The 26,105-nt window shown below is 72.9% G+C and carries 27 protein-coding genes and 1 tRNA gene; 16 read left to right on the top strand and 12 right to left on the bottom strand.

All coding sequences use genetic code 11. The features are described 5' to 3' along the window. Positions 1-44 precede the first annotated feature (44 nt). Entirely contained in the window at positions 45-722 is a 678-nt protein-coding gene (gene phoU / locus ACZ60J_RS16685) for a phosphate signaling complex protein PhoU (RefSeq protein WP_450909610.1), read from the bottom strand. Positions 723-955: 233 nt separating this feature from the next. On the opposite strand from phoU, the gene phoR reads away from it, so the two are divergent. Then, positions 956-2,200, top strand: a complete 1,245-nt coding sequence (phoR, locus tag ACZ60J_RS16690; protein WP_469682556.1) for a two-component system sensor histidine kinase PhoR — start codon at positions 956-958, stop codon at positions 2,198-2,200. 5 nt (positions 2,201-2,205) lie between these two features. Beyond that, on the top strand, positions 2,206-2,877 hold the full coding sequence (gene phoP, locus ACZ60J_RS16695; protein WP_465270294.1) for a two-component system response regulator PhoP: 672 nt from the start codon (positions 2,206-2,208) through the stop codon (positions 2,875-2,877). An 88-nt stretch (positions 2,878-2,965) separates the two neighbouring features. Here phoP and ACZ60J_RS16700 read toward each other — a convergent pair whose 3' ends face one another. Further along, the gene (locus ACZ60J_RS16700; RefSeq protein ID WP_469682557.1) at positions 2,966-3,619 is read right to left on the bottom strand and encodes a DUF461 domain-containing protein; all 654 of its coding nucleotides are present in this window, start codon (positions 3,617-3,619) and stop codon (positions 2,966-2,968) included. Positions 3,620-4,242: 623 nt separating this feature from the next. Between ACZ60J_RS16700 and ACZ60J_RS16705 the strand changes: the two genes are divergently transcribed. The 6 genes from ACZ60J_RS16705 (at position 4,243) to ACZ60J_RS16730 (ending at position 10,575) form a co-directional block, all read left to right on the top strand. Continuing rightward, a complete protein-coding gene (locus ACZ60J_RS16705) occupies positions 4,243-4,725 on the top strand; it encodes a CarD family transcriptional regulator (protein WP_003953493.1) in 483 nt (160 codons plus the stop codon). Positions 4,726-4,998: 273 nt separating this feature from the next. Further along, entirely contained in the window at positions 4,999-5,745 is a 747-nt protein-coding gene (ispD, locus tag ACZ60J_RS16710) for a 2-C-methyl-D-erythritol 4-phosphate cytidylyltransferase (protein WP_469682559.1), read from the top strand. After that, positions 5,735-6,259, top strand: coding sequence for a 2-C-methyl-D-erythritol 2,4-cyclodiphosphate synthase (ispF, locus tag ACZ60J_RS16715; protein WP_469682560.1), 525 nt, complete (start codon positions 5,735-5,737; stop codon positions 6,257-6,259). Before ispD ends, ispF begins: the two co-directional genes overlap by 11 nt. A gap of 105 nt (positions 6,260-6,364) precedes the next feature. After that, positions 6,365-7,762: a cysteine--tRNA ligase gene (gene cysS, locus ACZ60J_RS16720; RefSeq protein ID WP_469682561.1), complete on the top strand. Its 1,398-nt coding sequence runs from the start codon at positions 6,365-6,367 to the stop codon at positions 7,760-7,762. A 95-nt stretch (positions 7,763-7,857) separates the two neighbouring features. Further along, a complete protein-coding gene (gene rlmB, locus ACZ60J_RS16725; protein WP_469682563.1) occupies positions 7,858-8,829 on the top strand; it encodes a 23S rRNA (guanosine(2251)-2'-O)-methyltransferase RlmB in 972 nt (323 codons plus the stop codon). Between the two features lie 156 nt (positions 8,830-8,985). Then, positions 8,986-10,575, top strand: a complete 1,590-nt coding sequence (locus ACZ60J_RS16730; RefSeq protein ID WP_469682565.1) for a DoxX family protein — start codon at positions 8,986-8,988, stop codon at positions 10,573-10,575. Between the two features lie 92 nt (positions 10,576-10,667). On the opposite strand, the gene ACZ60J_RS16735 is transcribed toward ACZ60J_RS16730, so the two are convergent. From ACZ60J_RS16735 to ACZ60J_RS16745, 3 genes are all read right to left on the bottom strand, one after another. Further along, positions 10,668-11,429, bottom strand: a complete 762-nt coding sequence (locus ACZ60J_RS16735) for a nucleotidyltransferase family protein (RefSeq protein WP_469682566.1) — start codon at positions 11,427-11,429, stop codon at positions 10,668-10,670. A 42-nt stretch (positions 11,430-11,471) separates the two neighbouring features. Continuing rightward, positions 11,472-11,885, bottom strand: coding sequence for a hypothetical protein (locus ACZ60J_RS16740; RefSeq protein ID WP_250744566.1), 414 nt, complete (start codon positions 11,883-11,885; stop codon positions 11,472-11,474). 182 nt (positions 11,886-12,067) lie between these two features. Then, positions 12,068-13,156, bottom strand: a complete 1,089-nt coding sequence (locus ACZ60J_RS16745; protein WP_469682568.1) for an ABC transporter ATP-binding protein — start codon at positions 13,154-13,156, stop codon at positions 12,068-12,070. 177 nt (positions 13,157-13,333) lie between these two features. Here ACZ60J_RS16745 and ACZ60J_RS16750 point away from each other — a divergent pair, with 177 nt between their 5' ends. Together ACZ60J_RS16750 and ACZ60J_RS16755 are read left to right on the top strand one after the other, a co-directional pair. Next, a complete protein-coding gene (locus ACZ60J_RS16750) occupies positions 13,334-14,005 on the top strand; it encodes a hypothetical protein (RefSeq protein ID WP_469682569.1) in 672 nt (223 codons plus the stop codon). 119 nt (positions 14,006-14,124) lie between these two features. Further along, a tRNA-Thr gene (locus ACZ60J_RS16755) sits at positions 14,125-14,198 on the top strand. A gap of 97 nt (positions 14,199-14,295) precedes the next feature. On the opposite strand, the gene ACZ60J_RS16760 is transcribed toward ACZ60J_RS16755, so the two are convergent. Further along, positions 14,296-15,678 carry an NAD(P)/FAD-dependent oxidoreductase gene (locus ACZ60J_RS16760; RefSeq protein ID WP_469682570.1) on the bottom strand — a complete coding sequence of 461 codons (1,383 nt, stop codon included), beginning with the start codon at positions 15,676-15,678 and terminating at the stop codon, positions 14,296-14,298. 171 nt (positions 15,679-15,849) lie between these two features. On the opposite strand from ACZ60J_RS16760, the gene ACZ60J_RS16765 reads away from it, so the two are divergent. The 3 genes from ACZ60J_RS16765 to ACZ60J_RS16775 are packed head-to-tail and all read left to right on the top strand — an operon-like array spanning position 15,850 to position 18,082. Further along, the gene (locus ACZ60J_RS16765) at positions 15,850-16,563 is read left to right on the top strand and encodes a DsbA family protein (protein WP_469682572.1); all 714 of its coding nucleotides are present in this window, start codon (positions 15,850-15,852) and stop codon (positions 16,561-16,563) included. A gap of 46 nt (positions 16,564-16,609) precedes the next feature. Continuing rightward, positions 16,610-17,599, top strand: coding sequence for an aminoglycoside phosphotransferase family protein (locus ACZ60J_RS16770; protein WP_469682574.1), 990 nt, complete (start codon positions 16,610-16,612; stop codon positions 17,597-17,599). A 9-nt stretch (positions 17,600-17,608) separates the two neighbouring features. Beyond that, positions 17,609-18,082, top strand: a complete 474-nt coding sequence (locus tag ACZ60J_RS16775) for a GNAT family N-acetyltransferase (RefSeq protein WP_469682575.1) — start codon at positions 17,609-17,611, stop codon at positions 18,080-18,082. 28 nt (positions 18,083-18,110) lie between these two features. Here ACZ60J_RS16775 and ACZ60J_RS16780 read toward each other — a convergent pair whose 3' ends face one another. Next, on the bottom strand, positions 18,111-19,103 hold the full coding sequence (locus tag ACZ60J_RS16780) for a zinc-binding dehydrogenase (protein ID WP_469683243.1): 993 nt from the start codon (positions 19,101-19,103) through the stop codon (positions 18,111-18,113). A gap of 148 nt (positions 19,104-19,251) precedes the next feature. Between ACZ60J_RS16780 and ACZ60J_RS16785 the strand changes: the two genes are divergently transcribed. Next, a complete protein-coding gene (locus tag ACZ60J_RS16785) occupies positions 19,252-19,932 on the top strand; it encodes a pentapeptide repeat-containing protein (RefSeq protein WP_469682576.1) in 681 nt (226 codons plus the stop codon). Between the two features lie 126 nt (positions 19,933-20,058). Here ACZ60J_RS16785 and ACZ60J_RS16790 read toward each other — a convergent pair whose 3' ends face one another. Together ACZ60J_RS16790 and ACZ60J_RS16795 are read right to left on the bottom strand one after the other, a co-directional pair. Further along, positions 20,059-20,856: a hypothetical protein gene (locus ACZ60J_RS16790; RefSeq protein ID WP_469682577.1), complete on the bottom strand. Its 798-nt coding sequence runs from the start codon at positions 20,854-20,856 to the stop codon at positions 20,059-20,061. Between the two features lie 141 nt (positions 20,857-20,997). Next, positions 20,998-21,501, bottom strand: coding sequence for a hypothetical protein (locus tag ACZ60J_RS16795; protein ID WP_469682579.1), 504 nt, complete (start codon positions 21,499-21,501; stop codon positions 20,998-21,000). A 213-nt stretch (positions 21,502-21,714) separates the two neighbouring features. Here ACZ60J_RS16795 and ACZ60J_RS16800 point away from each other — a divergent pair, with 213 nt between their 5' ends. Together ACZ60J_RS16800 and ACZ60J_RS16805 are read left to right on the top strand one after the other, a co-directional pair. After that, entirely contained in the window at positions 21,715-22,545 is an 831-nt protein-coding gene (locus ACZ60J_RS16800; protein WP_469682580.1) for a sensor histidine kinase, read from the top strand. Between the two features lie 20 nt (positions 22,546-22,565). Continuing rightward, a complete protein-coding gene (locus ACZ60J_RS16805; RefSeq protein WP_469682581.1) occupies positions 22,566-23,183 on the top strand; it encodes a response regulator in 618 nt (205 codons plus the stop codon). Here the strand turns inward: ACZ60J_RS16805 and ACZ60J_RS16810 are convergent. The 3 genes from ACZ60J_RS16810 to ACZ60J_RS16820 form a co-directional block, all read right to left on the bottom strand. After that, the gene (locus tag ACZ60J_RS16810; RefSeq protein WP_469682583.1) at positions 23,167-23,775 is read right to left on the bottom strand and encodes a nuclear transport factor 2 family protein; all 609 of its coding nucleotides are present in this window, start codon (positions 23,773-23,775) and stop codon (positions 23,167-23,169) included. The genes ACZ60J_RS16805 and ACZ60J_RS16810 overlap by 17 nt on opposite strands. Positions 23,776-23,941: 166 nt before the next feature. Beyond that, a complete protein-coding gene (locus tag ACZ60J_RS16815; RefSeq protein ID WP_469682585.1) occupies positions 23,942-24,562 on the bottom strand; it encodes a response regulator in 621 nt (206 codons plus the stop codon). Continuing rightward, complete coding sequence (locus ACZ60J_RS16820; RefSeq protein ID WP_469683245.1) at positions 24,559-25,704, bottom strand: sensor histidine kinase; 1,146 nt, start codon at positions 25,702-25,704, stop codon at positions 24,559-24,561. Before ACZ60J_RS16820 ends, ACZ60J_RS16815 begins: the two co-directional genes overlap by 4 nt. Positions 25,705-26,105 lie beyond the last annotated feature (401 nt).

The raw sequence follows: 26,105 nt of genomic DNA on the forward strand, positions 1-26,105 counted from the left end.
GCATTGGGGGCTCGTTGTTGATCGGTCCCCGGTGGACCTCCGACTCAGACGCCCTCGACCTGCGTGGGGGTCTGGAGCTCGTCCGCGTGCTCGCCCGTCACCAGGTAGACCACGCGCTTGGCGACCGACACCGCGTGGTCCGCGAAGCGCTCGTAGTAGCGGCCCAGCAGGGTCACGTCGACCGCCGTCTCGATGCCGTGCTTCCAGCGGTCGTCCATCAGGTGCTGGAACAGCGTGCGGTGCAGCTGGTCCATCTCGTCGTCGTCCTGCTCCAGCTGGAGCGCCAGGTCGACGTCCTTCGTGATGATGACCTCGGCGGCCTTCGCCATCAGCCGCTGCGCGAGCTGCCCCATCTCCAGGATGGTCGCGTGCAGGTCGCGCGGGACCGCGGTGTCCGGGAAGCGCAGCCGGGCGAGCTTGGCCACGTGCTGCGCCAGGTCGCCCGAGCGCTCCAGGTCGGCGCTCATGCGCAGCGAGGTGACGACGATGCGCAGGTCGGTGGCGACCGGCTGCTGGCGCGCGAGCAGCGCGATGGCACGGGCCTCCAGGTCGTGCTGGAGGTCGTCCACCTTCTGGTCGGCGGCGATGACGCTCTCGGCGAGCTTCAGGTCGGCGTCGAGCATCGAGGTCGTGGCCCGCCCGATGGCGGAGCCGACCAGCCGGGCCATTTCGACCAGGCCTTCACCGATCGAGTCCAGTTCCTCGTGGTACGCGTCACGCATGTCTCGTGTCCCTCTCTCGACCTACTACGACCTACTACTACGGCCTCTTACGGCCTGCTGTGACTACTGCGGCGCCCATCGGCCCCACGTTGCCACGGTGAACCCCGAACGCGACCGACTCCGGCATCACAAGTGAATCAACACGGTCGTCAGGGTGAACTCTGGGCGACGAGTGTTCGAGGTGCCACCCGAACGGCTGTGGAAGTGTCCTCCGGCCTGCTTAACCTGGAGTCATGGACGTGAACGCGGCGGTCGCCGCAGCTGCAGCGATCGCCGGTCTTTGCACCGGTGTGATCGCGATGCTGGCGTTCCGCTGGAGCGAGCGCGACCAAGCCCGCCCCACGCGGAGCTCCATGCGCCCCGACATCAACGCGGTGCTCCCACCCGGCGTGGACACCGTCCTCTCCGTGCTCCGCTCCTCCGCCGTCGTGCTCGACGAGGGGGACGCGGTCGTCAAGGCCAGCTCGGCGGCCTACGCCCTCGGCCTGGTCCGCGGCGGGAAGCTCGCCGTGGAGCCCATGCTCCACATGGCCCGCGACACCCGGCGCGACGGGGAGATACGCCAGGTCGAGCTCGACCTGCCCCGGCGCGGCACCGGCCGCGGGGAGGCCCTCGCCGTCTCGGCGCGCGTCGCCCCCCTCGGCTCCCGCCTCGTGCTCCTCCTGGTGGAGGACCTCACCGAGGCCCGCCGCATCGAGGCCGTGCGCCGCGACTTCGTCGCGAACGTGTCGCACGAGCTCAAGACCCCCGTCGGCGCGATCTCCCTGCTCTCCGAGGCCGTCATGGACGCCTCGGACGACCCCGAGGCCGTGCACCGGTTCGCCGGCCGCATGCAGATCGAGGCGACCCGCCTCATCAACCTCGTGCAAGAACTCATCGACCTCTCCCGGGTACAGAACGACGACCCCCTGGAGGACGCGGAGCCGATGCGGGTGGACACGCTCGTGGCCGAGGCCATAGACCGCTGCCGCCACACGGCCTCCGCGAAGCAGATCACCATGGCCGCCGGCGGCACCGCCGACCTGCGGGTATGGGGCAACCGGGGGCAGCTCGCGGCCGCCCTCGGGAACCTGGTCGAGAACGCCGTCAACTACAGCCCTGCCCGCACCCGCGTCGGCATCGCCGCGCGCCGGGTCACCGCGCCGGGTGGAGACTTGATCGAGATAGCCGTGACCGACCAGGGCATCGGCATCCCGGAAAAGGACCGCGAGCGCATCTTCGAACGCTTCTACCGAGTGGACCCTGCCCGCTCCCGCGCCACGGGAGGAACCGGTCTGGGCCTTGCGATCGTGAAGCACGTGGCGGCATCGCACGGCGGGGAGGTGTCGGTTTGGAGCTCGGAGGGCCAGGGTTCCACGTTCACCCTGCGACTCCCCGAAGCGGCCTCGCCGGCCCCGGCGAAGGCCTCCGCACCCGCCCACCCCCAGCCAGAACCTCAACCCGCAACAGCCATCCCTGCCCCGGAGGTCCTTCCGTGACCCGAGTGCTTGTCGTCGAGGATGAGGAATCCTTCAGCGACGCCCTGTCCTACATGCTCCGCAAGGAGGGTTTCGAGGTCGCGATCGCCGCGACCGGGCCCGACGGGCTGGACGAGTTCGAGCGCAACGGCGCCGACCTCGTCCTCCTCGACCTGATGCTCCCCGGCCTGCCCGGTACGGAGGTCTGCCGGCAGCTGCGCGGCCGCTCCAACGTCCCCGTGATCATGGTGACCGCCAAGGACAGCGAGATCGACAAGGTCGTCGGGCTGGAGATAGGAGCCGATGACTACGTCACGAAGCCCTTCTCCTCGCGGGAGCTGGTCGCCCGCATCCGCGCGGTCCTGCGCCGCCGCGGCGAGCCGGAAGAGGTCACCCCGGCGGCCCTGGAAGCGGGCCCCGTCCGGATGGACGTCGACCGCCACGTGGTCACCGTGGCCGGCGGCAAGGTGGACCTCCCGCTGAAGGAGTTCGACCTGCTGGAGATGCTGCTGCGCAACGCGGGCCGCGTACTGACCCGCATGCAGCTCATCGACCGGGTCTGGGGCGCCGACTACGTGGGCGACACCAAGACCCTGGACGTCCACGTGAAGCGCCTGCGCGCCAAAATCGAGCCCGACCCGGGTGCGCCCCGCTACCTGGTCACGGTCCGCGGCCTCGGCTACAAGTTCGAGCCGTAAACGGCGCGGATCCACGCACGTACGGGAACGGCCCCCGTCCGCTTGATGCGGACGGGGGCCGTTCCCGTTGAGTACGGTGCTTCGCGCCTCAGTGGCCGGTGCCGGTGGACGCCGACCCGGACGGGTCGGCCCCGTGCGAGGCCGAGGCGGCCGGGGAGCCGGACGGGGTGGCCGGGGCGGAACCGGAGGGGGAGGCCGAGGGGCTGCCGGACGGCGTGGGGCCGGCGGCCGGGGCGGCGGTCGGGCCGTAGGCCTCGTACATGCCTGTGGCCGGGACCACGAAGCCCTCGAGCTCGACGTCGCCCGAGGTGCTCAGCTGGAAGACGATCTTCTGGACGTTGCCGTCCACGATGGAGTCCGCGCCCGCGATCACGGCGGAGGCGTTGCCCTTGCCGCCCAGGAGGACGGAGCCCCCGGCCGGGATGACCACCTTGGAGCCGCTGCCCGCGGGCTTCAGCGTCACGACGGCCTTGCTGCCCGGAAGGGTGATGGCGTCGAGCGTCTGCTCCTCGGTGCTGTTGTTGAACACCGTCGCGGAGACCGCGGCCGGGCCCTTCTTGTCCTTCTCCTGGGTGATCACCAGAGCGTTCTGGACCTTGATGTCGCCCTTGGTCACGGCGGCGTTGTCCGGCTTGACCTGGAGAGTCGGCGCGTCGTGGCCCGCGGCGCAGGCGCCCAGCGAGACGAGCGAGAAGGCGGCGGCGGTGGCGGCGAGGGCGCCGCGTCGAAGGCTGCGGCTCACGGGGGAGGCAACTCCTTGGACGTACGGAAGGGAAGGGTGGACGCCTCGGAACGGCGAAGTAAAGCCGCTCTAAGGATGTGTCAGCGCGCTTAGGTTACCGAGCCGCCGCCCCGCCCCCGCACCCGACCCTCCGCAGTGTGGGGCCGGGCCCCGGCCGGGCCCCCGACGGGGAACCCGCCCGGTACCGGCGCGTTCCGTCACCGCCCCGCCGGGGCCGGGTGATCTTTCATTCGCAAAAGGCCCGCGCGCAAAGCCCGCCGCGGCTCCGGTGATCAATTCCGGATTTCCTCGAACACCGCCCCGGTGATCAATTCCGGATTGGGCCGGAACGGACCCCGTGCGGGTGGCCGCCAGTCGAACGGAGTAGTTCGGTTTCCCGCGCCGGAAACCGTCAAAACGGGACGTACGCCACATCGCCGGGGGTCCCGGGCAGGTGTAACGTAGCCGTTTCGCCTGGTCCGCACAGCGGCTCCGACCTGCGAATACCCCCTTCCGGGAGCCTCCCGCAGCACGTTCCTGTCGCTGTTGTCAAGCCCTGAGATGTGCCCTGACCTGCGAAAACGCCATTCATAACGGTCGATTCTCGTGTTACCCTGGATAGCCACGGAAGGGGTACCTGTCACATGACGTTCAAGGTTGGCGACACCGTGGTCTATCCCCACCACGGGGCCGCGCTGATCGAGGCCATCGAAACTCGCCAGATCAAAGGCGTGGACAAGACCTACTTGGTGCTCAAGGTTGCCCAGGGTGACCTGACCGTTCGCGTCCCTGCGGACAATGCGGAGTTCGTAGGCGTTCGCGACGTAGTCGGCCAGGACGGGCTGGACCGGGTCTTCGAGGTGCTTCGTGCACCGTACGCAGAAGAGCCGACGAACTGGTCCCGGCGCTACAAGGCAAATCTGGAAAAGCTCGCTTCTGGCGATGTCATCAAGGTCGCCGAAGTTGTGCGTGACCTGTGGCGTCGTGAGCGTGAGCGTGGGCTCTCCGCAGGTGAGAAGCGCATGCTCGCGAAGGCGCGGCAGATCCTGGTGAGCGAGCTCGCGCTCGCCGAGAACACCAACGAGGACAAGGCCGAGGCCCTCCTCGACGAAGTGCTCGCGTCCTGACGCGATCATTCGTACGCCTCGTCGTACACAGTTGTGCCGCGGTGCCCGATGACAAGGAGACTTGTTGCCGGGCGCTGCGGCATGTCTGCACCCATGCCCGTACTCCACGGCCCGTCCCACACCGGGCCGTGCACTGCTGGCGGCATCACTGGCGTGCCGGGTCCGGGCAGCCGACTCGACCGGTCGTCACGGAAGGGGCGAGGGCGTCGCACCCGGCACCCTTCAGGCCATACCCATGTCGGCCGAAGTCACAAACCTGGCTCGGAGCTACTGATGTCTGACGAATCGCGCCCCCACCGCACCGCCGCGGTGATCCCGGCCGCCGGCCGCGGGGTCCGGCTCGGTCCCGGCGCCCCCAAGGCCCTGCGGACCCTGGGCGGCACGCCCATGCTCATCCACGCCGTACGCGCCATGGCGCGCTCCCGCGCGGTCGCCCTCGTCGTCGTCGTGGCACCGTCCGACGGCACCGCCGAGGTGCGCCGGCTGCTCGACGAGCACGCCCTGCCCGAGCGCACGGAGATCCTGGTCGTCCCCGGAGGGGAGACCCGGCAGGAATCCGTACGCGCCGGCCTGGACGCGGTCCCGGCCGGCATCACGGCCGTCCTCATCCACGACGCGGCCCGCCCCCTGGTCCCCGTCGACACCGTCGACACCGTCGTCGAGGCCGTCCGCGACGGCGCCCTCGCCGTCGTCCCCGCGCTGCCGCTGGCCGACACCGTCAAGGAGGTCGAGCCCGGCCGGCCCGGCGAGCCCGAGCCGGTCGTCTCCACCCCCGTACGGGCCCGGCTGCGCGCCGTACAGACCCCGCAGGGCTTCGACCTCGCCACGCTCCGCCTCGCGCACGAGAAGATCGCCGTGAGCGGCGAGGGCGCCACCGACGACGCCGGCATGGTGGAGCAGCTCGGCGTCACCGTCGTCGTGGTCCCCGGCCACGAAGAGGCCTTCAAGGTCACCCGCCCGCTCGACCTGGTCCTCGCCGAGGCCGTACTCGCCCGCCGGAGGGCCACCGATGCGTACTGACGCCACCCCCGACGCCACCGCCCCCGCGGCCCCGCTGATCCCGCTCGTCGGCATCGGCACCGACGTGCACGCCTTCGAGGCCGGCCGCGAGCTGTGGTGCGCCGGCCTGCTCTGGGAGGGCGAGGACGGCCTCGCCGGGCACTCCGACGGTGACGTCGCCGCGCACGCCGCCTGCGACGCCCTGTTCTCCGCCGCCGGCGTCGGCGACCTCGGCGCGCACTTCGGCACCTCGCGCCCCGAGTGGTCGGGCGCCGCCGGTGTCACCCTTCTGGCGGAAGCCGCCCGGATCGTGCGCGCCGAGGGCTTCGAGATCGGCAACATCGCCATCCAGGTGATCGGCGTGCGCCCGAAGATCGGCAAGCGGCGCGAAGAGGCGCAGAAGGCGCTCGCCGCGGCGGCGGGCGCCCCCGTCTCCGTGTCGGGCACCACCACCGACGGACTGGGTCTCACCGGCCGTGCCGAAGGCCTCGCCGCCATCGCCACGGCCCTCGTGTACCGGACGAACCGGGCCTAGTACCCCGTACGCCCACACCGCTCCCGCGGTTCTTCGACAACAAAGCGGGCCCCGCGTGCCGAAAGGGTCGCGGGGCACTGCTACAGGCGCACTACCCTGGATGCCGTGACTATTCGCCTGTACGACACCAGCGCCCGGCAGATCCGTGACTTCACCCCGCTCGTGCCGGGCTGCGTCTCGATCTACCTCTGTGGCGCCACCGTGCAGGCGGCTCCGCACATCGGGCACGTCCGCTCGTACCTGAACTTCGACATCGCGCGCCGCTGGTTCACCTACCGCGGTCTCGACGTCACCTTCATCCGCAACGTCACCGACATCGACGACAAGATCATCGGGAAGTCCGGTGAGCAGGGCCGCCCCTGGTGGTCCATCGGCTACGAGAACGAGCGCGCCTTCAACGACGGCTACAACGCGCTGGGCTGCCTCCCGCCCACGTACGAGCCGCGCGCCACCGGGCACGTCCCCGAGATGATCGAGATGATGCGCGGGCTCATCGAGCGCGGCCACGCGTACGAGGCCGAGGGCAGCGTCTACTTCGACGTCCGCTCCTTCCCGGGCTACCTGGAGCTGTCGAACCAGAACATCGACGACCTCCGCCAGCCCGACGAGGGAGCCTCCGGCAAGCGCGACCCGCGCGACTTCGCCATGTGGAAGGCCTCCAAGCCGGGCGAGCCCGACTGGGAGACCCCGTGGGGCCGCGGCCGTCCCGGCTGGCACCTTGAGTGCTCCGCGATGGCGCACAAGTACCTCGGCAGCGCCTTCGACATCCACGGCGGCGGGCTCGACCTGATCTTCCCGCACCACGAGAACGAGATCGCCCAGGCCAAGGCCTACGGCGACGAGTTCGCGAAGTACTGGATGCACAACGCCTGGGTCACCCTCTCCGGCGAGAAGATGTCCAAGTCGCTCGGCAACTCCGTCCTCGTCTCCGAGATGCTCAAGGTCTGGCGCCCGATCGTCCTGCGCTACTACCTCGGCACCCCGCACTACCGCTCGATGATCGAGTACAGCGTGGAGTCCCTGCGCGAGGCCGAGTCCGGCTTCGCGCGCATCGAGGGCTTCATCCAGCGTGTCATCGAGAAGGCCGGCGGCTCCGTCGAGCCGGCCGCCGAGGTCCCGCCCGCCTTCGCCGAGGCCATGGACGACGACCTGGGCGTCCCGCAGGCGCTCGCGATCATCCACACCACCGTCCGCCAGGGCAACAGCGCGCTCGCCGCCGACGACAAGGACGCGGCCATCGCGCGCCTGTCGGAGGTGCGGGCCATGCTGGGCGTCCTCGGACTCGACCCCCTCGACCCGCACTGGGCCGGCGAGACGGACCGCGGGGAGGACCTCCACGGCGCCGTGGACACCCTCGTGCGCCTGGTCCTGGAGCAGCGCGAGTCGGCTCGCGCCCGCAAGGACTGGGCCACCGCCGACGCCATCCGCGACCAACTCCAGCAGTCGGGCCTGGTCATCGAGGACAGCCCCACCGGACCCCGCTGGACGCTCGGCCCGCGCTGAGCCCACCGGAGCAGTCCGACTGTGCCGCCCGGCGATCCGGGCGGCACACTCTTCATACGTACATATCGCAGCACCAACGAAAACAGGTAGAGGTCATGGCCGGGAACAGCCAGCGCAGGAACCGCCGCACGTCCAACAAGAAGGGCGCGACGATCGGCAGCGGTGGCCAGCGGCGCAAGGGCCTCGAAGGCAAGGGCCCCACGCCGAAGGCCGAGGACCGCAAGAAGCACAAGGCCAACCGCATCGCCGGCGCCATGGCCCGGCAGGCCGCCAAGCGCCGCCCGGCCCCCCGCCGCGGCGGTCCCAAGGGCACCAGCGAGATGGTCGTCGGCCGCAACCCGGTCTTCGAGGCGCTGCGCGACGGCGTGCCCGCCACCACCCTCTACGTCCAGCAGTTCATCGACAACGACGAGCGCGTCCGCGAAGCCCTCCAGCTCGCGGCCGAGCGCGGCAACATCAACCTGATGGAAGCCCCGCGCCCGGAGCTCGACCGCCTCACCAACGGCCTCAACCACCAGGGCCTGGTCCTCCAGGTCCCGCCGTACGAGTACGCGCTGCCGGACGAGCTCACCGCCTCCGCCTACGACAACGGCGAGGACCCCCTCATCGTCGCCCTCGACGGCATCACCGACCCCCGCAACCTCGGCGCGATCGTCCGCTCCGTCTCCGCCTTCGGCGGCCACGGCGTGGTCGTCCCCGAGCGCCGCGCGGCCAGCATGACCGCCGGTGCCTGGAAGTCCTCGGCGGGCACCGCCGCCCGTACGCCGGTCTCGCGCGTCACCAACCTGACCCGCGCCCTCCAGGACTACAAGAAGGAAGGCATGACCATCGTCGGCCTCGCCGCCGAGGGCACCCACGAGGTCCACGAGCTCGACGCGCTGGCCGGGCCCGTCGTCATCGTCGTCGGCTCCGAGGGCAAGGGCCTCGGCCGCCTCGTCGGCGAGAACTGCGACTACCTCGTGCGCATCCCGATGCCGGGCGGCGCCGAGTCGCTCAACGCCGGTGTCGCCGCCGGTGTCGTCCTCTACGAGGCCGCCCGCCGCCGCGCCACCCGCGGCCGCGTCTGAGCACCGACGGCAGCCGTCGCTTGATCCACTTGGCTCATCGGGCGTGACCCGTGAGCGTGCCACCCCGCCCCCTACGGGCGGGGTGGCTTGATTTGACGGGTCTCGGACACATCCCTGATGTCAAGGCAGTGTCCTAAACACTCATCACTCGGTTAGATGAGTGTGGACACCAGAACGCCAGGGTTCGACGACCAGCCCGCGCTGAGCATGGTCAAGGTGCCGTGCGACCCCGCACAGGTCATCGTCAACCACGCCAGCTTCCGCGTGCGGCTCGCACCGAGCCCCAGCGCGCGTCCCAGGCCCTCGGGCGCCCCAGGGCTCGCCCCGGCACTCGGCGGAGCCCTCGCGGCCGCCGGAGCCGGAGCCGCCCGCCGCCGACCCGTCGTCTGGAGCGGCAAGTCCGCCCCGGGCGACGCCGCCGCCAGCGCCGCCATGGGCGGCCTGCTCCAGGCCGTACGCGACCACGGGCGCGCCCACGACGGCCCGGGCGACTACGACGGCGGCGCCACCCAGACCATCCCGCGCATCGACCTCGCCCACGACCTCGCGGACGACACCCTCGCCACCCCGACCGTCGTCGGCCAGCGCAGCTACGGATCCGAGGACACCGACACCCGGCTGCAGCCCGTGGTGGGAGGCCTCTCCCACTCCCACGAGGCCTACGACGCCGCCTACTCCGAGGGCAGCGGATCCGCGGACTCCCGCCGGGCCCAAGGCGAGCCCCGCGTGCAGAACGACGCCCGCGCGCAGGCCTCGTACTACCCCGGCCGCCGCATGAACCTCGGCGTCGTGCTGCTCCCGCTGCGCGTCTTCCTCGGCTTCATCTCCATCTACGCCGGCATGGGCAAGCTGTGCGACCCCGTCTACTTCGACGGCGGCGAACGCGGCTCCATGGTCACCTGGCTGCAGACCCTGCAGCCCTGGGCGCTCGCCGAACCGCTGCGGGACTTCGCGCTGGCCCACCCCGTCGGTGCCGGCCTCAGCGTGGCCTTCCTCCAGGTCATCGTGGGCGTGCTGACGGTCTTCGGCCTCTGGCAGCGGTTCGCCGCCTGCTTCGGCGCGCTGCTGTCCGCCGCCCTGCTGATGACGGTGAGCTGGAAGACCGTCCCGGCCTACGACGCGCCCGACATCATCTACCTCGCCGCCTGGAGCCCGCTGATCATCGCGGGCGCCCCCGTCTACTCCCTCGACGGCCGCCTCGCGGGCGAGGCCTGGCGCACCCTGGGCCCGCGCTCCGAGGTCTGGCGGCTGCGCCGCCGGGTCCTGCGCCGCGGGGCCGTCATGGCCAGCGTCATCTGCGGACTGACCCTGCTCATCGGCTCGCTCCTCGGCGGCGCCGTCCGCTCCACCACCGTGGTCACCGTGCCCGGACCGGGCGAGGCCCCGAGCAACTACCTGCCCGGGCGGCCGCTGCCGAGCACCCCCAAGCAGCAGCAGCCCGTGAGCCCCGGCCCCGGCCAGGCGTCGAAGCGGGCCGCACAGCCCTCGGCCGGAGCCTCCTCGCCGGCCGCCAAGACCGGGCGCGGCGCCTCCGGTTCGAGCTCCCCGGCGGCCGGCTCCGGCTCGCCCACCGCGACCCGCGGCACCGGCAACGGCAGCCAGTCCCCGCGCAGCACCCCCCGCCAGTCCACCCCGCAGAAGCCCCCGGCCAGCTCCTCGGGGACGCGCAGCGGCGGCTCCACGGGAGGGTCGGGCAGCACCGCACCGAAGCAGCCCGACCTGCTGGGGGGACTCCTCGGCGGCTGACGGTGAACGGCCGACGGTGAACGGCGAAGGGCCCGGTACGCGAGAGCGTGCCGGGCCCTTCACCGTGGGGCGCTACGAGGTGCTGCGAGGCGCTACGAGGCGTTCTGCGCGGCCAACTCCCGTGCCGCCTCGGTCAGGTCCTTCGCCGTGTCGATGGCCCGCCAGTAGGCCCCCTGGGGCAGCGGGAAGCCCGCGAGGCGCCGCTCGCGGGCCAGGCGCGGGAAGGTGGTCCGCTCGTGGTCGCCCAAATCCGGCAGCAGGGCGGTGAATTCGGGTCCGAAGACGTACACGCCGGCGTTGACCGGGTACGGGGACTGCGGCGCCTCGATGAAGTCCAGTACGTGCCCGTACTCGTTGATCTCCACCACCCCCCACGGAATGCGCGGCCGGGCGAGCGCCAGGGTGGCCGTGGCACCGCGTTCGGCGTGGAAAGCGGCCATCTCGCGCAGCGAGAAGCGGGTCCACACGTCGCCGTTGGTCGCGTACCAGGGCTGTTCGGGGTGCGGGAGGTGGCGGGCGGCGTACTTCAGGCCGCCGCCCCGGCCCAGCGGTTCGCTCTCCACGACGGTGGTCACCCGTAGCGGCAACGGGGCCTCGGCCAGCCACTTCTGGAGCACCTCGGCGAGGTGTCCGCAGGAGACCACGGCGTCCGTCACCCCCTCGGAGGCCAGCCAGGCGAGCTGGTGCCCGATGATCGGCGTCCCCGTTCCGGGGATCTCCACCATCGGCTTGGGGCGGTCGTCCGTATACGGCCGCAGCCGCGAACCCTGGCCCCCCGCCAGGACGACAGCCTGGGTCGGGGAGGCCGGGAACGCGGCCGCGTGGGGTCGGTCGGAACGCTCGGAATCGGTCATGTTCGTGGTGTCCGGGTGCGGAAGGGCGTGCGGCGGCGGCCGTCAGCCCATGGACGCGACGCCGGACGCGTACGAGGTGTCGCACACCGGCCGCGCGAACGACTGGGCCTTCGTGGGCCCGTACGCGTCCACCGCGGCCCGCCCGAGGGCGCGCGCGATCCCCACGCAGTGCTCGGCGAGGGACGGCCGCCGGTCGACCTCCTGCTGGAGGTGGGTGAGGACGTCACCGGGCTGCTCACCCTGCTGGATCTCGCTCAACAGCTTGTCGCGCAGCACGTCCTGGGCGGCGCGGGGCTTCGCGGGGACGGAGACGTCCTCGGCGGACGCGGTCAGGATCTGGGAGGGGGTGTTGTCCGCCCAGGGGACCATGGTGACCGCGAGGGTCCCGGACAGGACCAGGACGACGGGCAGGACCAGGGCGAGGGATCGGCCGATACGGCGGGCAGTGTGGGTCACGAGGGCGAGAGTAGCGCTCGGTGAAGATATGGCGACATTTAGTCACCCGGTCGGGGGATGGTTCGACGTGGCTTTTCGAATTAAGGGTTGACGCTTGGGGCCGAATGGCCCGATCTGCCGGAACTCGCGCCGAAGGGGCGCCCCTTGACGGGACGCCCCTTCGACGGCTGTGCGCGGACGGGTCAGCCGGAGAGGCGGGCACCCGAGGAGGTCGAGAACACGTGGATCTCGTCGGCGCGCGGCACCACGTGCAGCGTGGAGCCCTTCTCGGGCACCTGGCGGCCGTTGACGCGCACCACGATGTCCTGCGAGCCCTCGGAGTGCGAGGTCGAGCCGTACACGTATCCGTCGGCGCCGAGCTCCTCGACGACGTTGACGGTGATGGTCAGGCCGCCCGTGTCGCCGATGTCGAAGTGCTCCGGGCGCACGCCCACGGTGACCGTGCGGTCGCCCGCGTCGGCGGCGGCGGACAGCGCCTCGCGCGACACCGGGACGACGCTCTCGCCGAACTTCACGCCGCCGTCGGTGATCGGGACCTCGACCAGGTTCATGGCCGGGGAGCCGATGAAGCCGGCGACGAAGAGGTTCGCGGGGCGGTCGTACATGTTGCGCGGGGTGTCGACCTGCTGCAGCAGACCGTCCTTGAGGACGGCCACGCGGTCGCCCATCGTCATGGCCTCGACCTGGTCGTGGGTGACGTAGACGGTGGTGATGCCCAGGTCGCGCTGGAGGGCCGCGATCTGGGTACGGGTGGACACGCGGAGCTTGGCGTCGAGGTTCGACAGCGGCTCGTCCATGAGGAACACCTGCGGCTTGCGCACGATCGCGCGGCCCATCGCGACGCGCTGGCGCTGACCGCCGGAGAGCGCCTTCGGCTTGCGGTCGAGGTACTGGGTCAGGTCCAGCATCTTCGCCGCGTCCTCCACCTTCTTGCGGATGGTGGCCTTGTCCTCGCCGGCGATCTTGAGCGCGAAGCCCATGTTGTCGGCGACGGACATGTGCGGGTAGAGCGCGTAGTTCTGGAACACCATCGCGATGTCCCGGTCCTTGGGCGGCAGGTGCGTGACGTCGCGGTCACCGATGCGGATCGCACCGCCGTTGACGTCCTCCAGGCCGGCCAGCATGCGCAGCGAGGTGGACTTGCCGCAGCCGGAGGGGCCGACGAGGACGAGGAACTCGCCGTCCGCGATCTCCAGCTCCAGCTGGTCGACGGCGGGCTTTTCGCCGCCGGGGTACAGACGGGTCGCCTTGTCGAAAGTGACAGAAGCCATGGTGATGAATCCCTTCTACCGGCAGGAACGTGCCGGACGATCCGAGTGGAAGGTCTAGTCCAGTGACTGGACTCGCGCCCGACGCTACCCGGCGCGACGCCTCCTGTCAGCACCTGCAGGGCAGTGACTTCGCCGACTGCCGGCCGACTGTCAGAGGAGACTGCTTTGATCACGGCCATGACCATCTACGACGTGACCCGCGCGCTGCCCGACATCGAGGTGCTGCGCGACCGCTGCCGGGCGATGGCGGCGCTGGAACTGGTGATCAGCGGCGAAGAGGACGACGGCTACTTCTCCTACGACCCGGAGTGGGGCCCGGGCGAAGAAGCGGCACTGATGGACAACGGCTCGGGCGACGACTACGCGATCGTCTTCACGGCCGAGGGGGTGTTCGGGTGCGGCTTCGACCACGAGTCGCGGATGAGCCCCGCGTGCGACGAGGACGGGGAACCGTGGCCCGGTCTGGTGGACGGCATACCGGAGGTGTTCCGGCCGCAGGTGACGGAGCCGGCGTTCAGCACGGGGGAAGAGGGCGTACTGCGCGCCACCGCCGTCTTCTGGCGCGAGACCGGCGACGCGGCCTGGCGGGCGGGGGAGGTCGAGTTCCCGGAGGGCAAGTCCGACCCGGACGGCGCGGACTACCTCTTCGAACTGCTCGTGGCCGGCACGCCGGAGGCCTACCGCGACTTCGCCGAGGACTACTACGAGACGGACCTCCCCCTGGAGGCGGTCCGCCACGTGTGGGAGCTCCGCCCGCTCACCCAGGCGGTCGTGGACGCCCTCAACCCGGGCCTGCCGCTGGAGGCGGTGGCCCCGAGGGTGGCGCGGGCGGGGTATCCGGGAGCGTGACGCGCCGACCGGTGCCGAACTGGCGGACGAGGGGGCGAGGGGGGCCGGAAAGTTCTTCGCTGTCGCATCGGGCGGCTGTGTAGAGTGAAGGCGATTCTGTGCGCTGCACAGGCTCGTCTGCCTCCTTAGCTCAGCTGGCCAGAGCAACGCTCTTGTAAAGCGTAGGTCGTCGGTTCGAATCCGACAGGGGGCTCCGTCCCAGGTCAGACCTTGTGTGGCCAAGGGAGTTCGGGCAGGAGCGGAAGGCCCCGGGTGGTGACCCGGGGCCTTTTGCGTGCCCTCCGCGGGGGTCAGTGGCGGCCCGAGATGCGGTCTGCCAGGCGGGCCAAGGGGGTTGTCGTGGGGGTGTGGGTGGTGGTTTCCCGGCGGTCGGCCTCGCGGTAGGCGGCGTAGAGGGCCTGGACGCCCAGCCAGCGGAAGGGCTCCGGCTCCCAGCGGCGGACGCGGTGGTTGACCCAGGGGAGGGTGGTCAGGGGCGTGCGGTCGCCGAGGACCAGGTCGCGCAGGGTGCGGGCCGCGAGGTTGGCCGTGGCCACGCCGGAGCCCACGTAGCCGCCCGCCCAGCCGAGGCCCGTCGTGGCGTCGAGGGTGACCGTGGCGCACCAGTCGCGGGGGACGCCCAGGACGCCCGACCAGGCGTGGGTGATCTCCACGCCGGTGAGGGCGGGGAAGAAGGACTCCAGGAGGTTCGTCAGGGCGGTGATCGTCGCGGGCTGGGTGCGGCCGTCGTTGTCGGTGCGCGAGCCGAAGCGGTAGGGGACGCCGCGGCCGCCGATGGCGATGCGGTCGTCGGCCGTGCGCTGGGCGTACATGTAGGCGTGGGCCATGTCGCCGAGGGTGGATGCCGAAGACCAGCCGATCTGCGACCAGACCTCCGGGGGGAGCGGGGCCGTGGCGATCATCGAGGAGTTCATCGGGAGCCAGGAGCGCTTCTGGCCCTTGAGGGCGGCGGTGAAGCCCTCGGTGCAGCGCAGGACGTACGGGGCGCGGACGGTGCCGTACGGGGTGAGCGCGCGGCGCGGGGCGATCTCCGTGACGGGGGTGGACTCGTGGATGACGACGCCGAGGCGTTCGCAGGCGTCGGCCAGGCCCTGGACCAGCTTCAGGGGGTGGATGCGGGCTCCGTGCGGGGTCCAGCTGGAGCCGACGGCGTCCGCGACGTTGATGCGGGCGCGGGTGTCGGTGGCGTCGTAGAGCTCGCGCTGCGTTTCGCCGAAGGCGACTTCGGCGGCGTGGAAGGCCTTGAGGCGGGAGAGCTGGGCGGGGGTGCGGGCCACTTCGAGGACTCCGCCGCGATGGATGTCGGCGTCGATGCCTTCCTTGGCGGCGGTGTCGATGACCTCGGTGACGGTCTCGTTCATGGCCTGCTGGAGCCGCTGGGCGGCCGGGCGGCCGTGGAGGGCGGCGTAGCGGTCGCGGCCGGCGATGCCGTTGTAGAGCCAGCCGCCGTTGCGGCCGGAGGCCCCGTAGCCGCAGAACTTCTGCTCCAGGACGGTGACGCGCAGGTCGGGGGCGGCGGTCTTGAGGTAGTAGGCGGTCCACAGGCCGGTGTAGCCGCCGCCGACGATGACGACGTCGGCCGTGGCGTTGCCGGTGAGCGGGGCGCGGGGTGGGCGGGCGGGGGCGGTTTCGTCCGTCGCGTACCAGAAGGAAATTCCGCCGTTGATCGTCATGGGGGAGTTGGTACACGGGGTGGTGGAGGGGTGTCCAGGGGCGTGACGTCGGGTTTTGAGGGCCGAGAGGTGGCCGAATGGCTGATGTGGACGGTCGGCCTCCTTCTTAGGGTGGGGCGGGGATTTTGTCAGGTTTTTATGCGAGAGGTGCCGGTTCGTATGGTGCGGGTTGTGGTGACGGGGCGACTGGTCGCGGCCGTCGCGTCCGTGGCCCTGTTGAGCGGGGCGGTCGTCGGATGCGGCTCCGGGCCGGACGGGGGGAAGGCCGTGACCGCCTCCGAGGTCCCGGTGCGGACCAGCCCGATCGCCGGGCAGCTCGCGGGACTGCCCGCGGCGGTGGACGGGGCGAAGATCGTCGTGGGCAGGCCGGACGCACCGCGTACCGCGCAGGTCCTCGTGGACCCCAAGTGCGGTCACTGCGCGCGGTTCGAGGAGGCCGGAGGGGAATCGCTGCTCACGCTGGCGGCGGCCGGGCAGGTGAAGATCGAGTACCTGCTGGCGTCCTTCCTGGACCAGGGCGGGGCGAGCGGTTCGGCCAAGGCGGTGAACGCGCTGCGGGCTTCGGCGGACGCGGGGAAGTTCGCGGAGTTCCACGCCGCGGTCTTCGCCAGCCAGCCGAAGGGGAAGTTCACCGACGAGCTGCTCCTGAGGATCGCGGACCGGGTGCCGGGGCTGCGCGGGGCGGAGTTCGACGCGGCTGTGAAGGACGAGAAGTACGCGGGGTGGGTGGCCGAGGCCGAGAAGGGCTTCGAGGCGACGGGAGCGCAGGGGACGCCGATGGTGCTGGTGGACGGGGCGCCGGTCGGGTCGAGGGACGGGTCGCTGTTCGACGCGGGGGCGTTCGCGCGGGCGTTGCAGGGGGTCGGGATCGGGGCGTCGGTCTAGGGATCGGCGGCCGGGGGAACGGCCGGGTACCGCCTAGGGTCGGGCCATGGACGGTGCGGCGGCGGGTGCGGCGGGCGGCGCGGGCGGTGTGCGTGGTCCGGGTGGTGGGGGGTTCGGCGGGGTTCCCGCGCGGTTCGCGCGGGCGCAGGTGCGGGACAACGGCGCCGCCGGGCGGGAGTTCGTCGACGCGCTGCCCGCGCGGGTGGCCTCGTCCCTGCAGCGGTGGGAGCTACGGGTGACCGGGCCCGGGATGTACGGGGTGACGGCCCTGGTGCTGCCGGTGGTGCGGGCCGACGGGACGGCGGCCGCGCTGAAGCTGCCGGCGCCGGACGAGGAGAACGCCGGGGAGGCGCTCGCGCTGCGCGCGTGGGCCGGGGAGGGCTGCGTACGGCTGCTGGCGGACGACGCGCGGACCGGCACGCTGCTGCTGGAGCGCCTCGACGAGGCCCGGCCCCTGTCCGGGGTGGCCGTACGGGATTCCGCGCGGGCGGTGGAGGTCGTCGGCGCCCTGCTGGCCCGGCTGACGGCGGTCCCGGCACCGGCCGGGCTGCGGCGGCTCGGGGACGTGGCGGCGGCGATGCTGGAGGCGGTGCCGGGTGCGCTGGCGCGGCTGGCGGACGGCCGGGAGCGGGGGCTGGTCGCGGACTGTGCGGCGGCGCTCGCGGAGGTGGCGGGGGAGCCGGGGGACCGGCTGCTGCACTGGGACCTGCACTACGACAACGTCCTGGCGGGCGGGCGCGAGGAGTGGCTGGCCATCGACCCGAAGCCGCTGGCCGGCGATCCGGGGTTCGAGCTGTTGCCGGCGCTGGTCAACAACTTCCGTGCGCGGGAGGTGCGGTGGCGGTTCGAGGCGCTCGCGGAGGCGGTGGGCGCGGACCGGGAGCGGGCGCGGGCGTGGACGCTCGGGCGGGTGCTGCAGAACTCCCTGTGGGACGTGGAGGACGGGGACCGGCCGGCGGGGCGGCAGCTGCGGATCGCGGAGGTGCTGCTGGGGCGGGACGGGCGGAGCGGGCGGGGCCGGCGCGGTGGCTCGTAGGGTGCAGGCATGATCCGTAGCGCCGTCGTCAGCGACGTACCCGTCATCCACGCCATGATCCGCGAGCTCGCGGAGTACGAGAAGGTGCCGCACGAGGCGCGCGCCACCGAGGAGCAGCTGCGGGAGGCGCTCTTCGGCGAGCGGCCGGCGGCGTTCGCGCACCTCGCGGTGACGGAGGAGGGCGAGGCCGTCGGGTTCTCGCTGTGGTTCCTCAGCTTCTCGACGTGGCGCGGGGTGCACGGGATCTACCTGGAGGACCTGTACGTCCGTCCGGGCGTGCGCGGCGGCGGCCACGGGAAGGCGCTGCTGCGGGAGTTGGCGCGGATCTGCGGGGAGCGCGGGTACGAGCGGCTGGAGTGGTCGGTCCTGAAGTGGAACGAGCCGACGATCGCCTTCTACGAGGCCCTGGGCGCGCGGCCGCAGGACGAGTGGTCGGTGTACCGGCTGACCGACGAGGCGCTGGCGGAGCTCGGGGGCGCGTAGCCGGGGCGGGCGGGCCGGGGGCGGGATCTCAGGGTTCCAGGACGACCTTGCCGGTGGTGGCGCGGGTTTCCAGGTCGTGGTGGGCGGCGGCGGCCTCGGCGAGGGGGTAGCGCTGGAGGGCGGGGCGCAGCCGGCCGGTGGCGGCCTCGGCGAGGGCGCGGGTTTCGAGGAGGCGCAGGGGGTCTTCGCCGCCGGCCCGCTGGAGCATGGCGGGGCCGAGGACGAACTGCGTGGTGATGCCGCGGGCGTCGAGGCCCGCCTGCTCGGCGTCGGTGAGGTCGAGCGGGCCGCCGGACCAGCCGAAGACGAGGTGCCGGGCGCCGTCGCGGAGCAGGCCGAGGGCGGTGCGGGCGACGGGGCCGCCGACGGAGTCGAAGAGGACGGTGGCGCCCTCGGGGTGGTGGGTGCGGAGGGTGTCGGCCCAGTCCGGGGCGGTGTAGTCGAGGGCGAGGTCGGCGCCGTTGGCGGCGGCCCGGGCGGTTTTGGCGGGGCCGCCGGCGAGGGCGACGACGGTGGCCCCGGCGTGCTTGGCGTACTGGACCAGCAGGGTGCCGATGCCGCCCGCGGCGGCGGGGACCAGGGCGACGGAGCCGGGGCCGAGCTCGGCGAACTGGAGGATGCCGAGGGTGGTGCGGCCCGTGCCGATCATGGCGACGGCGGTGGCGGCGTCGAGGCCGTCCGGGACGGGGTGCAGCCGGGCGGCGTCGGCGACGGCGTACTCGGCGTAGCCGCCGGGGGCGAATCCGAGGTGGGTGACGACGGTCTGCCCGAGCCATCCGGTGTCCGTGTCGGGGCCGACCGCGTCGACGGTGCCGGCGACCTCGCGGCCGGGGACGGTCGGCAGCTCGGGCAGGGGCGCGGGCGGGCCCTGGACGCCGCGGCGCAGGGAGGTGTCGAGGAGGTGGACGCCGGCGGCGGCGACGGCGATGCGGACCTGGCCGGGGGCGGGGACGGGGCGGGGGACGGACTCGTAGGAGAGGTTCTCGGCGGGGCCGAAGGCGTGGAGGCGGACGGCGTGCATGTCGCCGGGGGCGGCCGGTGCGGGGGCGGTGGTCGGGATGGCGGTGCGGCCGGTGGTGGTGCCCGTGTCGGTGGTCATGGGGACAGCGTGTGACCTCAAGCGGGGTTGAGGTCAAGGGGTTGTCGGTGGGGTGGGCCAGGATGGGGGGATGGCGCGAAACGGGCAGGGGCAGACGGTGAAGGCGGCGCGGCGGCCGCAGGTGCGGCTGCCGGAGCTGAGCGGGTGGGAGGACGCGGGACCGGGGCTGGAGCCGGACGGGGACTACGACGGGCTGGAGCTCGTCGAGGTGGACCTGGCGGGCCGGGACGGGCGGGGCGCCCGGTTCATGGACTGCGCGCTACGGCGCTGCGCGCTGGACGAGACCGGGCTGGCGAAGGTGCGGATCCTGGACTCGGTGCTGGACGGGGTCCGGGGGGTGGGGACGGACCTGTCGGAGGCTTCGCTGCGCGACGTGGAACTGCTGGACGCCCGGCTGGGCGGGGTGCAGCTGCACGGGTCGGTGCTGGAGCGGGTGCTCGTGCGCGGGGGCAAGATCGACTACCTGAACCTGCGCAAGGCGCGGCTCAAGGACGTCACCTTCGAGGGGTGCGTGCTGGTCGAGCCGGACTTCGGGGGTGCGGTGCTGGAGCGGGTGGAGTTCCGGGACTGCGTGGTGCGCGGGGCGGACTTCGCGGGGGCGCGGATGACGGAGGTGGACCTGCGGGAGGCGGCGGAGCTGGGGATCGCGCGGGGAGTGGACGCCCTGGCGGGGGCCGTGATCAGCCCGGCGCAGCTGTTCGACCTGGCGCCGGCGCTGGCTGCGCAGCTGGGGCTGCGGGTGGTTCCGTAGGGGGTGGTTCAGCCACGGGCGGTTCGCTGCGGGTGGTTTGGCCGTGGGTGGGTCGGCCGCGCGTGCTTCGGGCGCGGGTGCTCCGGCTGTGGGTGGATCGTCCGTGGGGTGGGATTGCCGTGGGTGTCAGGAGTAGCGGTGGTTCGGCCAGTGGGGGTCGTCCCAGCGGTCCGGGCCGGTGACGCCGAGCAGGCGGACGGCGTGCTGGAGGTTTTCGGGGGCGCCGTGGGCGCGTAGGCGTGCGGGGGCCCGGCTCACGAGCCAGGCGGTCAGCTCCTCCCGTATGGCTTCTGCCTCGTGCTCCCAGAGGGACCACGAGGACCAGGGGAGCGAGTCCCCGAGGAGGTCGTACTCCCATGCGTCGACGGTGTCGGCGAGGTGCTGGTCGGCGACCGGGTGGTGCAGGGCCTCCCAGTCCGCGAGCCAGGGGCCGATGGTGCCGGAGGCTTCGGTGCACACCTGGAGGACGTGGGGCACGGGGAGGGCGGGGTCCGGGGTGAGGAGGCTGTGGGCCCACCAGGCGTGCAGGAACTCACCGACGGCCGTGCTCTGCGGCGCGGGCCACTGCTGCCACTTGGCGCTGTGGAACGCGTTGCCGGCTCGGTCGATGTCCCACGCGTAGGGGCCGAGGCCGCCGGTCAGCTGGCGGGCGAACTGCGGCAGGACGCGGCGCAGCACGGCGCCGTTGTCGCGCCAGTCGGTGGTGCCCCAGGTGCGGTGGACCAGGTCGGGGTCGAGGTCCGTGCCGGGGAGCTTCAGCAGGGCGAGCTCCTCCGGGCTGCCCCAGTGGCAGTCGCACTGGCTGTCGCCGGCCGCGGCGGTCATCCCGCGGAAGACGACGGACAGGCCGGCCAGGGCCCGGTCGAGCCGCACGCGGGCCGCGGGGCCGGCCTCGGCCGCCGGGGTGGGGGCGGGGTCGGTCATGGTCGGCGCTGCCTCACGGGGACTCCAGGCGGGTCGGGCCCGAAGAGTACGACCCTACCGGCCGACCGCGCCCGGCAGCCGGGCGGGCCAGTAGCCCCGTGCCCGGCAGGTCGGCACGCCCGCGCGTGGTGGGCCGCCGGGTCAGGCCGGGACGCGGGGGAAGCGGGCCTGGAGGGTCCAGATGACCGGGTTGTCGGCGAGGCCGTCGTGCATGTCGATGAGGTCCGCGATCACGTCGTGGAGGAAGTCGCGGGCTTCGCGGCGCAGCAGGCGGTGGCTGAAGGTCAGGGGGGCTTCCTCCGCCGGCATCCAGTCGGCCTCGACGTCCACCCACCCGAAGCGGCGCTCGAAGAGCATGCGGTCCGAGGACTCGGTGAAGTCGATCTCGGCGTACTGCCGGTTGGCCGCGCGGCTGCCGCGCGGGTCCTGGTCGAGCTGCTCGACGATGTCGCACAGCGCCCAGGCGAAGTCCAGTACGGGCACCCATCCCCAGGCCGTGGACACTTCCCGGTCCGCGTTGGTGTCGGCGAGGTAGACGTCCCCGCAGAACAGGTCGTGGCGCAGCGAGTGGACGTCCGCAGAGCGGTAGTCGGTCTGCGGGGGGTCGGGGAAGCGCCGGGAGAGGGAGTAGCCGATGTCGAGCACGTACCCGATGGTGTCATGGGTGGGGCGGGAGACGCCCGGCGCGGCCCGGCGGCGCGGAGCGGCCGGGCCGGGTCCGAGGGGTGCGTGTGGCGGGCCGGGGGCGGTTCGGGGAGGGGTGTCGGCCGAGGATCAGAGTTCCTGATGCCCCCCGGGGGTGTCGGGTTCGCCGGATTAAGCTCCGTGCGTCCGGGGGCGTGGCGAGAGGGGACGGGCGTGGGAGGGGCCGGGGGGCAGGGGGAGGCCGTGGTGGCCGGGGTGCTGCGGGAGCGTCACCGGCTCGCGGCCGAGTTGCACGACACCGTGGCGCAGGGGCTGACCAGCATGCACCTGTTGCTCGACGCGGCCGACCGGGAGTGGACGCGGGAGCCGGGCCGGGCCCGGCTGCTGGTCCGGCAGGCCGCCGCCGCGGCCCGCGAGAACCTCGCCGAGGCGCGGCGGCTCATCCATGACCTGGCTCCGGTGGAGCTGGAGCGGGCGGCGCTGGCCGATGTGCTGCGCGAGCTGTGCGCCGGGGTGGAGGGCGCCCGGTTCCGGCTGGAGGGGGAACCCAGGGCGGTGCCGGGCAGGGTCGAGGCCGCGGTGCTGCGGGCGGCCCAGGGGGCCCTGGCGAACGTACGCCGGCACGCGCGGGCCTCGGCCGTGGTGGTGACGCTGACCTACCAGCCGTACCTGCTCGCGCTCGACGTCTGGGACGACGGCGTTGGGTTCGACCCGGCCGCTGTGGCCGAGGGCGCCGCCGGGCGCCCGGGCGGGGACGGGCTGCGGCTGCTGCGCCGCCGGGTCGCGTACCTGGGGGGTACGGCGACGGTGGAGAGCAGCCCGGGCGGGGGAGGGACGGTGGTCTCGGTCTGCCTGCCCGCTCCGCGGCAGGAGCCGGGGCCGGGGCAGGGGCCCGCTCCGGGGCAGGAGCCGGGGCCGGCGTCGGGATCGGACCCGGGGTCCGCTCCGCGGCAGGAGCCGGCTCCGTGGCCGGGGTCGGCGTCGGGTTTGCGCCCGGGGCCTGGTCCTGGTCCGGGTTCGGGGCTGCGGGCGGGGCCGGTATGAGCCCCGTGCGGATCCTGTTGGTGGACGATCATCCCGTCGTGCGGGCCGGGTTGCGGGCGCTGTTGGGCGGGTGCGCCGAGTTCGAGGTGTGTGGGGAGGCCGCGGACGGCGGCGCCGCGCTGCGGATGGTGCGCGAGCTGGGGCCCGAACTGGTGTTGATGGACATCCGGATGGGGCCCGGGATGTGCGGGGTGGAGACCGCGCGGCGGATCGGGCGGATGCCCGCGCCGCCCCGGGTGGTCGTGCTCAGCAGCTACGAGTCCGATGCGTACGTCGTCCGGGCCGTGGAGGCGGGCGTGGCGGGGTACCTGCTGAAGGGGTCCCCGCCCGACCTGCTGTTCCAGGCGCTGCGGACGGTCGCGGCGGGGGAGTCGGCGCTGTCGCCCTCGGTGGTCTCGCGGCTGATGAGCCGCTACCGGGCGCCGAGTGCGGCGCTGACGGCCCGGGAGACCGAGATCCTGGAGCTGATCGCGACGGGCCGCTCCAACCGGGAGATCGGATCGGCCCTGTTCATCAGCGGGACGACGGTCAAGACCCACCTCGTGCACGTCTACGAGAAGCTCGGGGTGGAGAACCGTACGGCGGCCGTGCGCGCGGCCGTCGACCGGGGACTCATCGGGCTCAGTTCGGGTAGCTGATCTGGACCGCGGTGCCGTTGTACTGCCAGAGCGGGGAGAAGATGCGCTTGCGGATCTTCCAGACGCCCGCGGACCTCACGTACTCGTCGCGGTAGCGGATGCCGCGCACGACGACGGTCTCCGGGGCCGTGGCGGTCGCCGGGTAGACGAGCTGCGCGGTGGCGTGGCTGTCGCCGGTCGCGGTGTACCGGCCGGTGACGCGGATGTACGCGTTGGCCGTGACGTGGGTGGAGTAGCCCCAGGCCGCCGCGCCGTCGAGGTTCGCGACGACCGCCTCGATGCCGGACTTGACGATGCCGGCGGTGCCGTCGGGGTGGGCCATCACGATGAGCGTGGCGTCGTCGGTGAAGAGGGTCCGGAAGACCGTCTTGTCCTTGGTGTCGACGGCGAAGAGGTAGGTCTCCAGCAGGCGCTGGATCGCCAGCTCGTCCTCCACCGAACCGGCCGGGCCGTACGAGGCGGCCGACAGCTCCTCGGGCGCGGCGGCGGCGGGGGGCGCGGCAGCGAGGGCACCGAGCCCGGCTACGGCGGCGCCGGTGCCCAGCATGGTGAGCATGCGGCGGCGTTCCGGGGCGAAATCGGTGGTCGGCATGGCGGGTTCCTCTCGACACGGCTGGTGGCGCCCGGGCCTGCTCGGGGTGGTCCGGGCACTGACGAGCCTGTCGTGTCGCCGCCCGCGGCGGATCGGCGCGGCGTACGAGCGGGATCTCGTACGGATGGACGATGTGGTCCGTGGCGGGCGGCGGGCGGCGGTGCCGTCAGGGGAGGAGGCGCTGCTCCTTGGCCACCGAGACCGCGCCCGCACGGGTGTCGACGCCGAGCTTGTCGTAGATGCGGCCCAGGTGGGTCTTGACCGTGGCCTCGCTGATGAACAGGGCGCGGGCGATGTCGCGGTTGCCGAGGCCGCGGGCGAGCTGGCCGAGGATGTCGAGCTCACGGTCGGTCAGGGTGGGCCGGGTGCCCCGCATGTGGGCCATCACCCGGCTGGCGACGGGGGCGGAGAGCGTGGTGCGGCCCTGGGCGGCGGAGTGGATCGCGGCGAACAGCTCCTCCGGGCGCTCCGCCTTCAGGAGGTAGCCCGTGGCGCCCGCGCCGATGGCCCGGGTGATGTCCGCGTCGGTGTCGTAGGTGGTCAGGACCAGGACGTTCGGGGGGTTCTCGGCGGCGGTGATGCGGCGGGTGGCCTCGACGCCGTCGATGCCCTCGCCGAGCTGGAGGTCCATCAGGACCACGTCGGGGCGGAGTTTGGCCGCGAGCGCGACCGCCTCCTCGCCGCTGCCCGCCTCGCCGAGCACCTCGATGTCCGGCTCGCTGCCGAGCAGGGCGAGCAGGCCGGCGCGGACCACGACGTGGTCGTCGCAGAGGAGGATCGTGGTCATGGGGTGCTCTCCAGGGGGATCGACGCCGACAGGACCGTGCCCTCGCCCGCGGTGGATTCGATGGTCAGGGTGCCGCCGAGCTGGCGGACGCGGGCGCGCATCGCGGGGAGACCGTGGCCGCGTTCCCCGGCGGTGGCGCGGAGCTGGGTGAAGCCGTGGCCGTCGTCGGCTATGTCCAGGACGACCTGGTCGCCCAGGAAGCTGAGGGTGAGGGCCGCGGTACGGGCCCCCGCGTGCTCCCGTACGTTGGCCAGCGCACCCTGCGCGATGCGCAGCAGCGCCTGCTCCGCACGGTCGGGGAGGGGGACCGGCGCACCCTCCAGGTGGAAGCGGACCTCGATGTCCGGGCCCGCGTCCAGCGCGCGCAGGGCGTCCGGGAGGCCGGCGCCGCCGGCGAGTTCGCGCGGCGCGAGGTCGTGCACCAGGCGGCGGGCCTCGGCGAGGCCGCGTGCGGTGATCTCGGTGGCGGTACGGACGTGCGCGCGGGCGGTGCCCGGGTCCGTGTCCCAGGTGCGTTCGGCGGCCTGGAGGAGCATCTGCTGGCTGGACAGGTGCTGGGCCAGGGTGTCGTGGATCTCCATCGAGAGGCGCTGGCGTTCGGCGAGGGTGCCGGCGCGGCGTTCGGTGGCGGCCAGTTCGCGGCGGGTGCGGATCAGGTCGTCGATCAGGGTGCGCTGGGCCGCCGCCTGGCGCTCCATGTGGATGAACACGGCGGTGGCGAGGGCGGCGACGGCGGGCGGGGCGAGGAGGAGGTTCGGGTCGAAGGGCTCGGAGCCGCCGGAAGCCTGGGCGAGGCGGAGCTGCGCCGCCACGACGAACACGGTCAGCAGGGCCACCAGGACGACGGCCGCGCGGGGCGGGAGGGTGCGCAGGGCCGTGTAGAAGAGCGGTACGGCGCACCAGGCGAAGCTCGGCGCGAGGACGACGAGGACCACCCAGACGGCGACGACCAGGCCGAGCCAGACGAGGCGGCGGACGGTGGGGGCGGCGCCTCGGGCTGCGCCCAGGGCCGGGCCGAGGACGTAGAGCAGGGCCAGGGTGATGCCGAGGGCGATGATCCACGGGGTGCGGGGTTCGCCGGGGTGGCGGAGGAGGAAGCGGGCCACGGAGGCGCCGAGGAGGAGGAAGAACGCGGTGTGCATGACCGTGGCGAGCGCGCGGGTGTCTTGGGGCGGTGGGGTGGTTCCCGACGGGGTCGGCGGGGGCGACGGGGTCGGTGGGGGCGCGCTGGTCACGGGGTGCTCCTGGGGTGGTGCCGGTCGTTCCATGGTGCCGGGTCGGCTTGTGGTGCGGGTGGGTGCCGCTGCGCGGGGCGTGTCCCCTACCCGCCCTTCGCCCGTTCCCCGGGCTCTGCCCGGACCCCGGTCCTCAAACGCCGGACGGGCTGGGGGGTGCCGGGCTGCGCCCGGACCCCTGGGGCTCCGCCCCGGACCCCGGTCCTCAAACGCCGGACGGCTGGAAGGGCCGGGTCCCGGTCCTCAAGCGCCGGACGGGCTGGGGAGGGGTGCCGGGCTGCGCCCGGACCCCTGGGGCTCCGCCCCGG

This window comes from Streptomyces sp. NPDC104226, from assembly GCF_055584085.1.

Excerpts from the sequence above, each read along its gene's own strand:
- ACZ60J_RS16735 (WP_469682566.1), bottom strand. The coding sequence starts at position 11,429 with ATGACCGATTCCGAGCGTTCCGACCGACCCCACGCGGCCGCGTTCCCG.
- ispD (WP_469682559.1), top strand. The coding sequence starts at position 4,999 with ATGTCTGACGAATCGCGCCCCCACCGCACCGCCGCGGTGATCCCGGCC.
- ACZ60J_RS16785 (WP_469682576.1), top strand. The coding sequence starts at position 19,252 with ATGGCGCGAAACGGGCAGGGGCAGACGGTGAAGGCGGCGCGGCGGCCG.
- ACZ60J_RS16760 (WP_469682570.1), bottom strand. The coding sequence starts at position 15,678 with ATGACGATCAACGGCGGAATTTCCTTCTGGTACGCGACGGACGAAACC.
- ACZ60J_RS16750 (WP_469682569.1), top strand. The coding sequence starts at position 13,334 with ATGACCATCTACGACGTGACCCGCGCGCTGCCCGACATCGAGGTGCTG.
- ACZ60J_RS16780 (WP_469683243.1), bottom strand. The coding sequence starts at position 19,103 with ATGCACGCCGTCCGCCTCCACGCCTTCGGCCCCGCCGAGAACCTCTCC.
- ACZ60J_RS16770 (WP_469682574.1), top strand. The coding sequence starts at position 16,610 with ATGGACGGTGCGGCGGCGGGTGCGGCGGGCGGCGCGGGCGGTGTGCGT.
- ACZ60J_RS16775 (WP_469682575.1), top strand. The coding sequence starts at position 17,609 with ATGATCCGTAGCGCCGTCGTCAGCGACGTACCCGTCATCCACGCCATG.
- ACZ60J_RS16705 (WP_003953493.1), top strand. The coding sequence starts at position 4,243 with ATGACGTTCAAGGTTGGCGACACCGTGGTCTATCCCCACCACGGGGCC.
- ACZ60J_RS16745 (WP_469682568.1), bottom strand. The coding sequence starts at position 13,156 with ATGGCTTCTGTCACTTTCGACAAGGCGACCCGTCTGTACCCCGGCGGC.
- phoR (WP_469682556.1), top strand. The coding sequence starts at position 956 with ATGGACGTGAACGCGGCGGTCGCCGCAGCTGCAGCGATCGCCGGTCTT.
- ACZ60J_RS16815 (WP_469682585.1), bottom strand. The coding sequence starts at position 24,562 with ATGACCACGATCCTCCTCTGCGACGACCACGTCGTGGTCCGCGCCGGC.
- ispF (WP_469682560.1), top strand. The coding sequence starts at position 5,735 with ATGCGTACTGACGCCACCCCCGACGCCACCGCCCCCGCGGCCCCGCTG.
- ACZ60J_RS16730 (WP_469682565.1), top strand. The coding sequence starts at position 8,986 with ATGAGTGTGGACACCAGAACGCCAGGGTTCGACGACCAGCCCGCGCTG.
- ACZ60J_RS16790 (WP_469682577.1), bottom strand. The coding sequence starts at position 20,856 with ATGACCGACCCCGCCCCCACCCCGGCGGCCGAGGCCGGCCCCGCGGCC.
- ACZ60J_RS16810 (WP_469682583.1), bottom strand. The coding sequence starts at position 23,775 with ATGCCGACCACCGATTTCGCCCCGGAACGCCGCCGCATGCTCACCATG.
- ACZ60J_RS16820 (WP_469683245.1), bottom strand. The coding sequence starts at position 25,704 with ATGCACACCGCGTTCTTCCTCCTCCTCGGCGCCTCCGTGGCCCGCTTC.
- rlmB (WP_469682563.1), top strand. The coding sequence starts at position 7,858 with ATGGCCGGGAACAGCCAGCGCAGGAACCGCCGCACGTCCAACAAGAAG.
- phoU (WP_450909610.1), bottom strand. The coding sequence starts at position 722 with ATGCGTGACGCGTACCACGAGGAACTGGACTCGATCGGTGAAGGCCTG.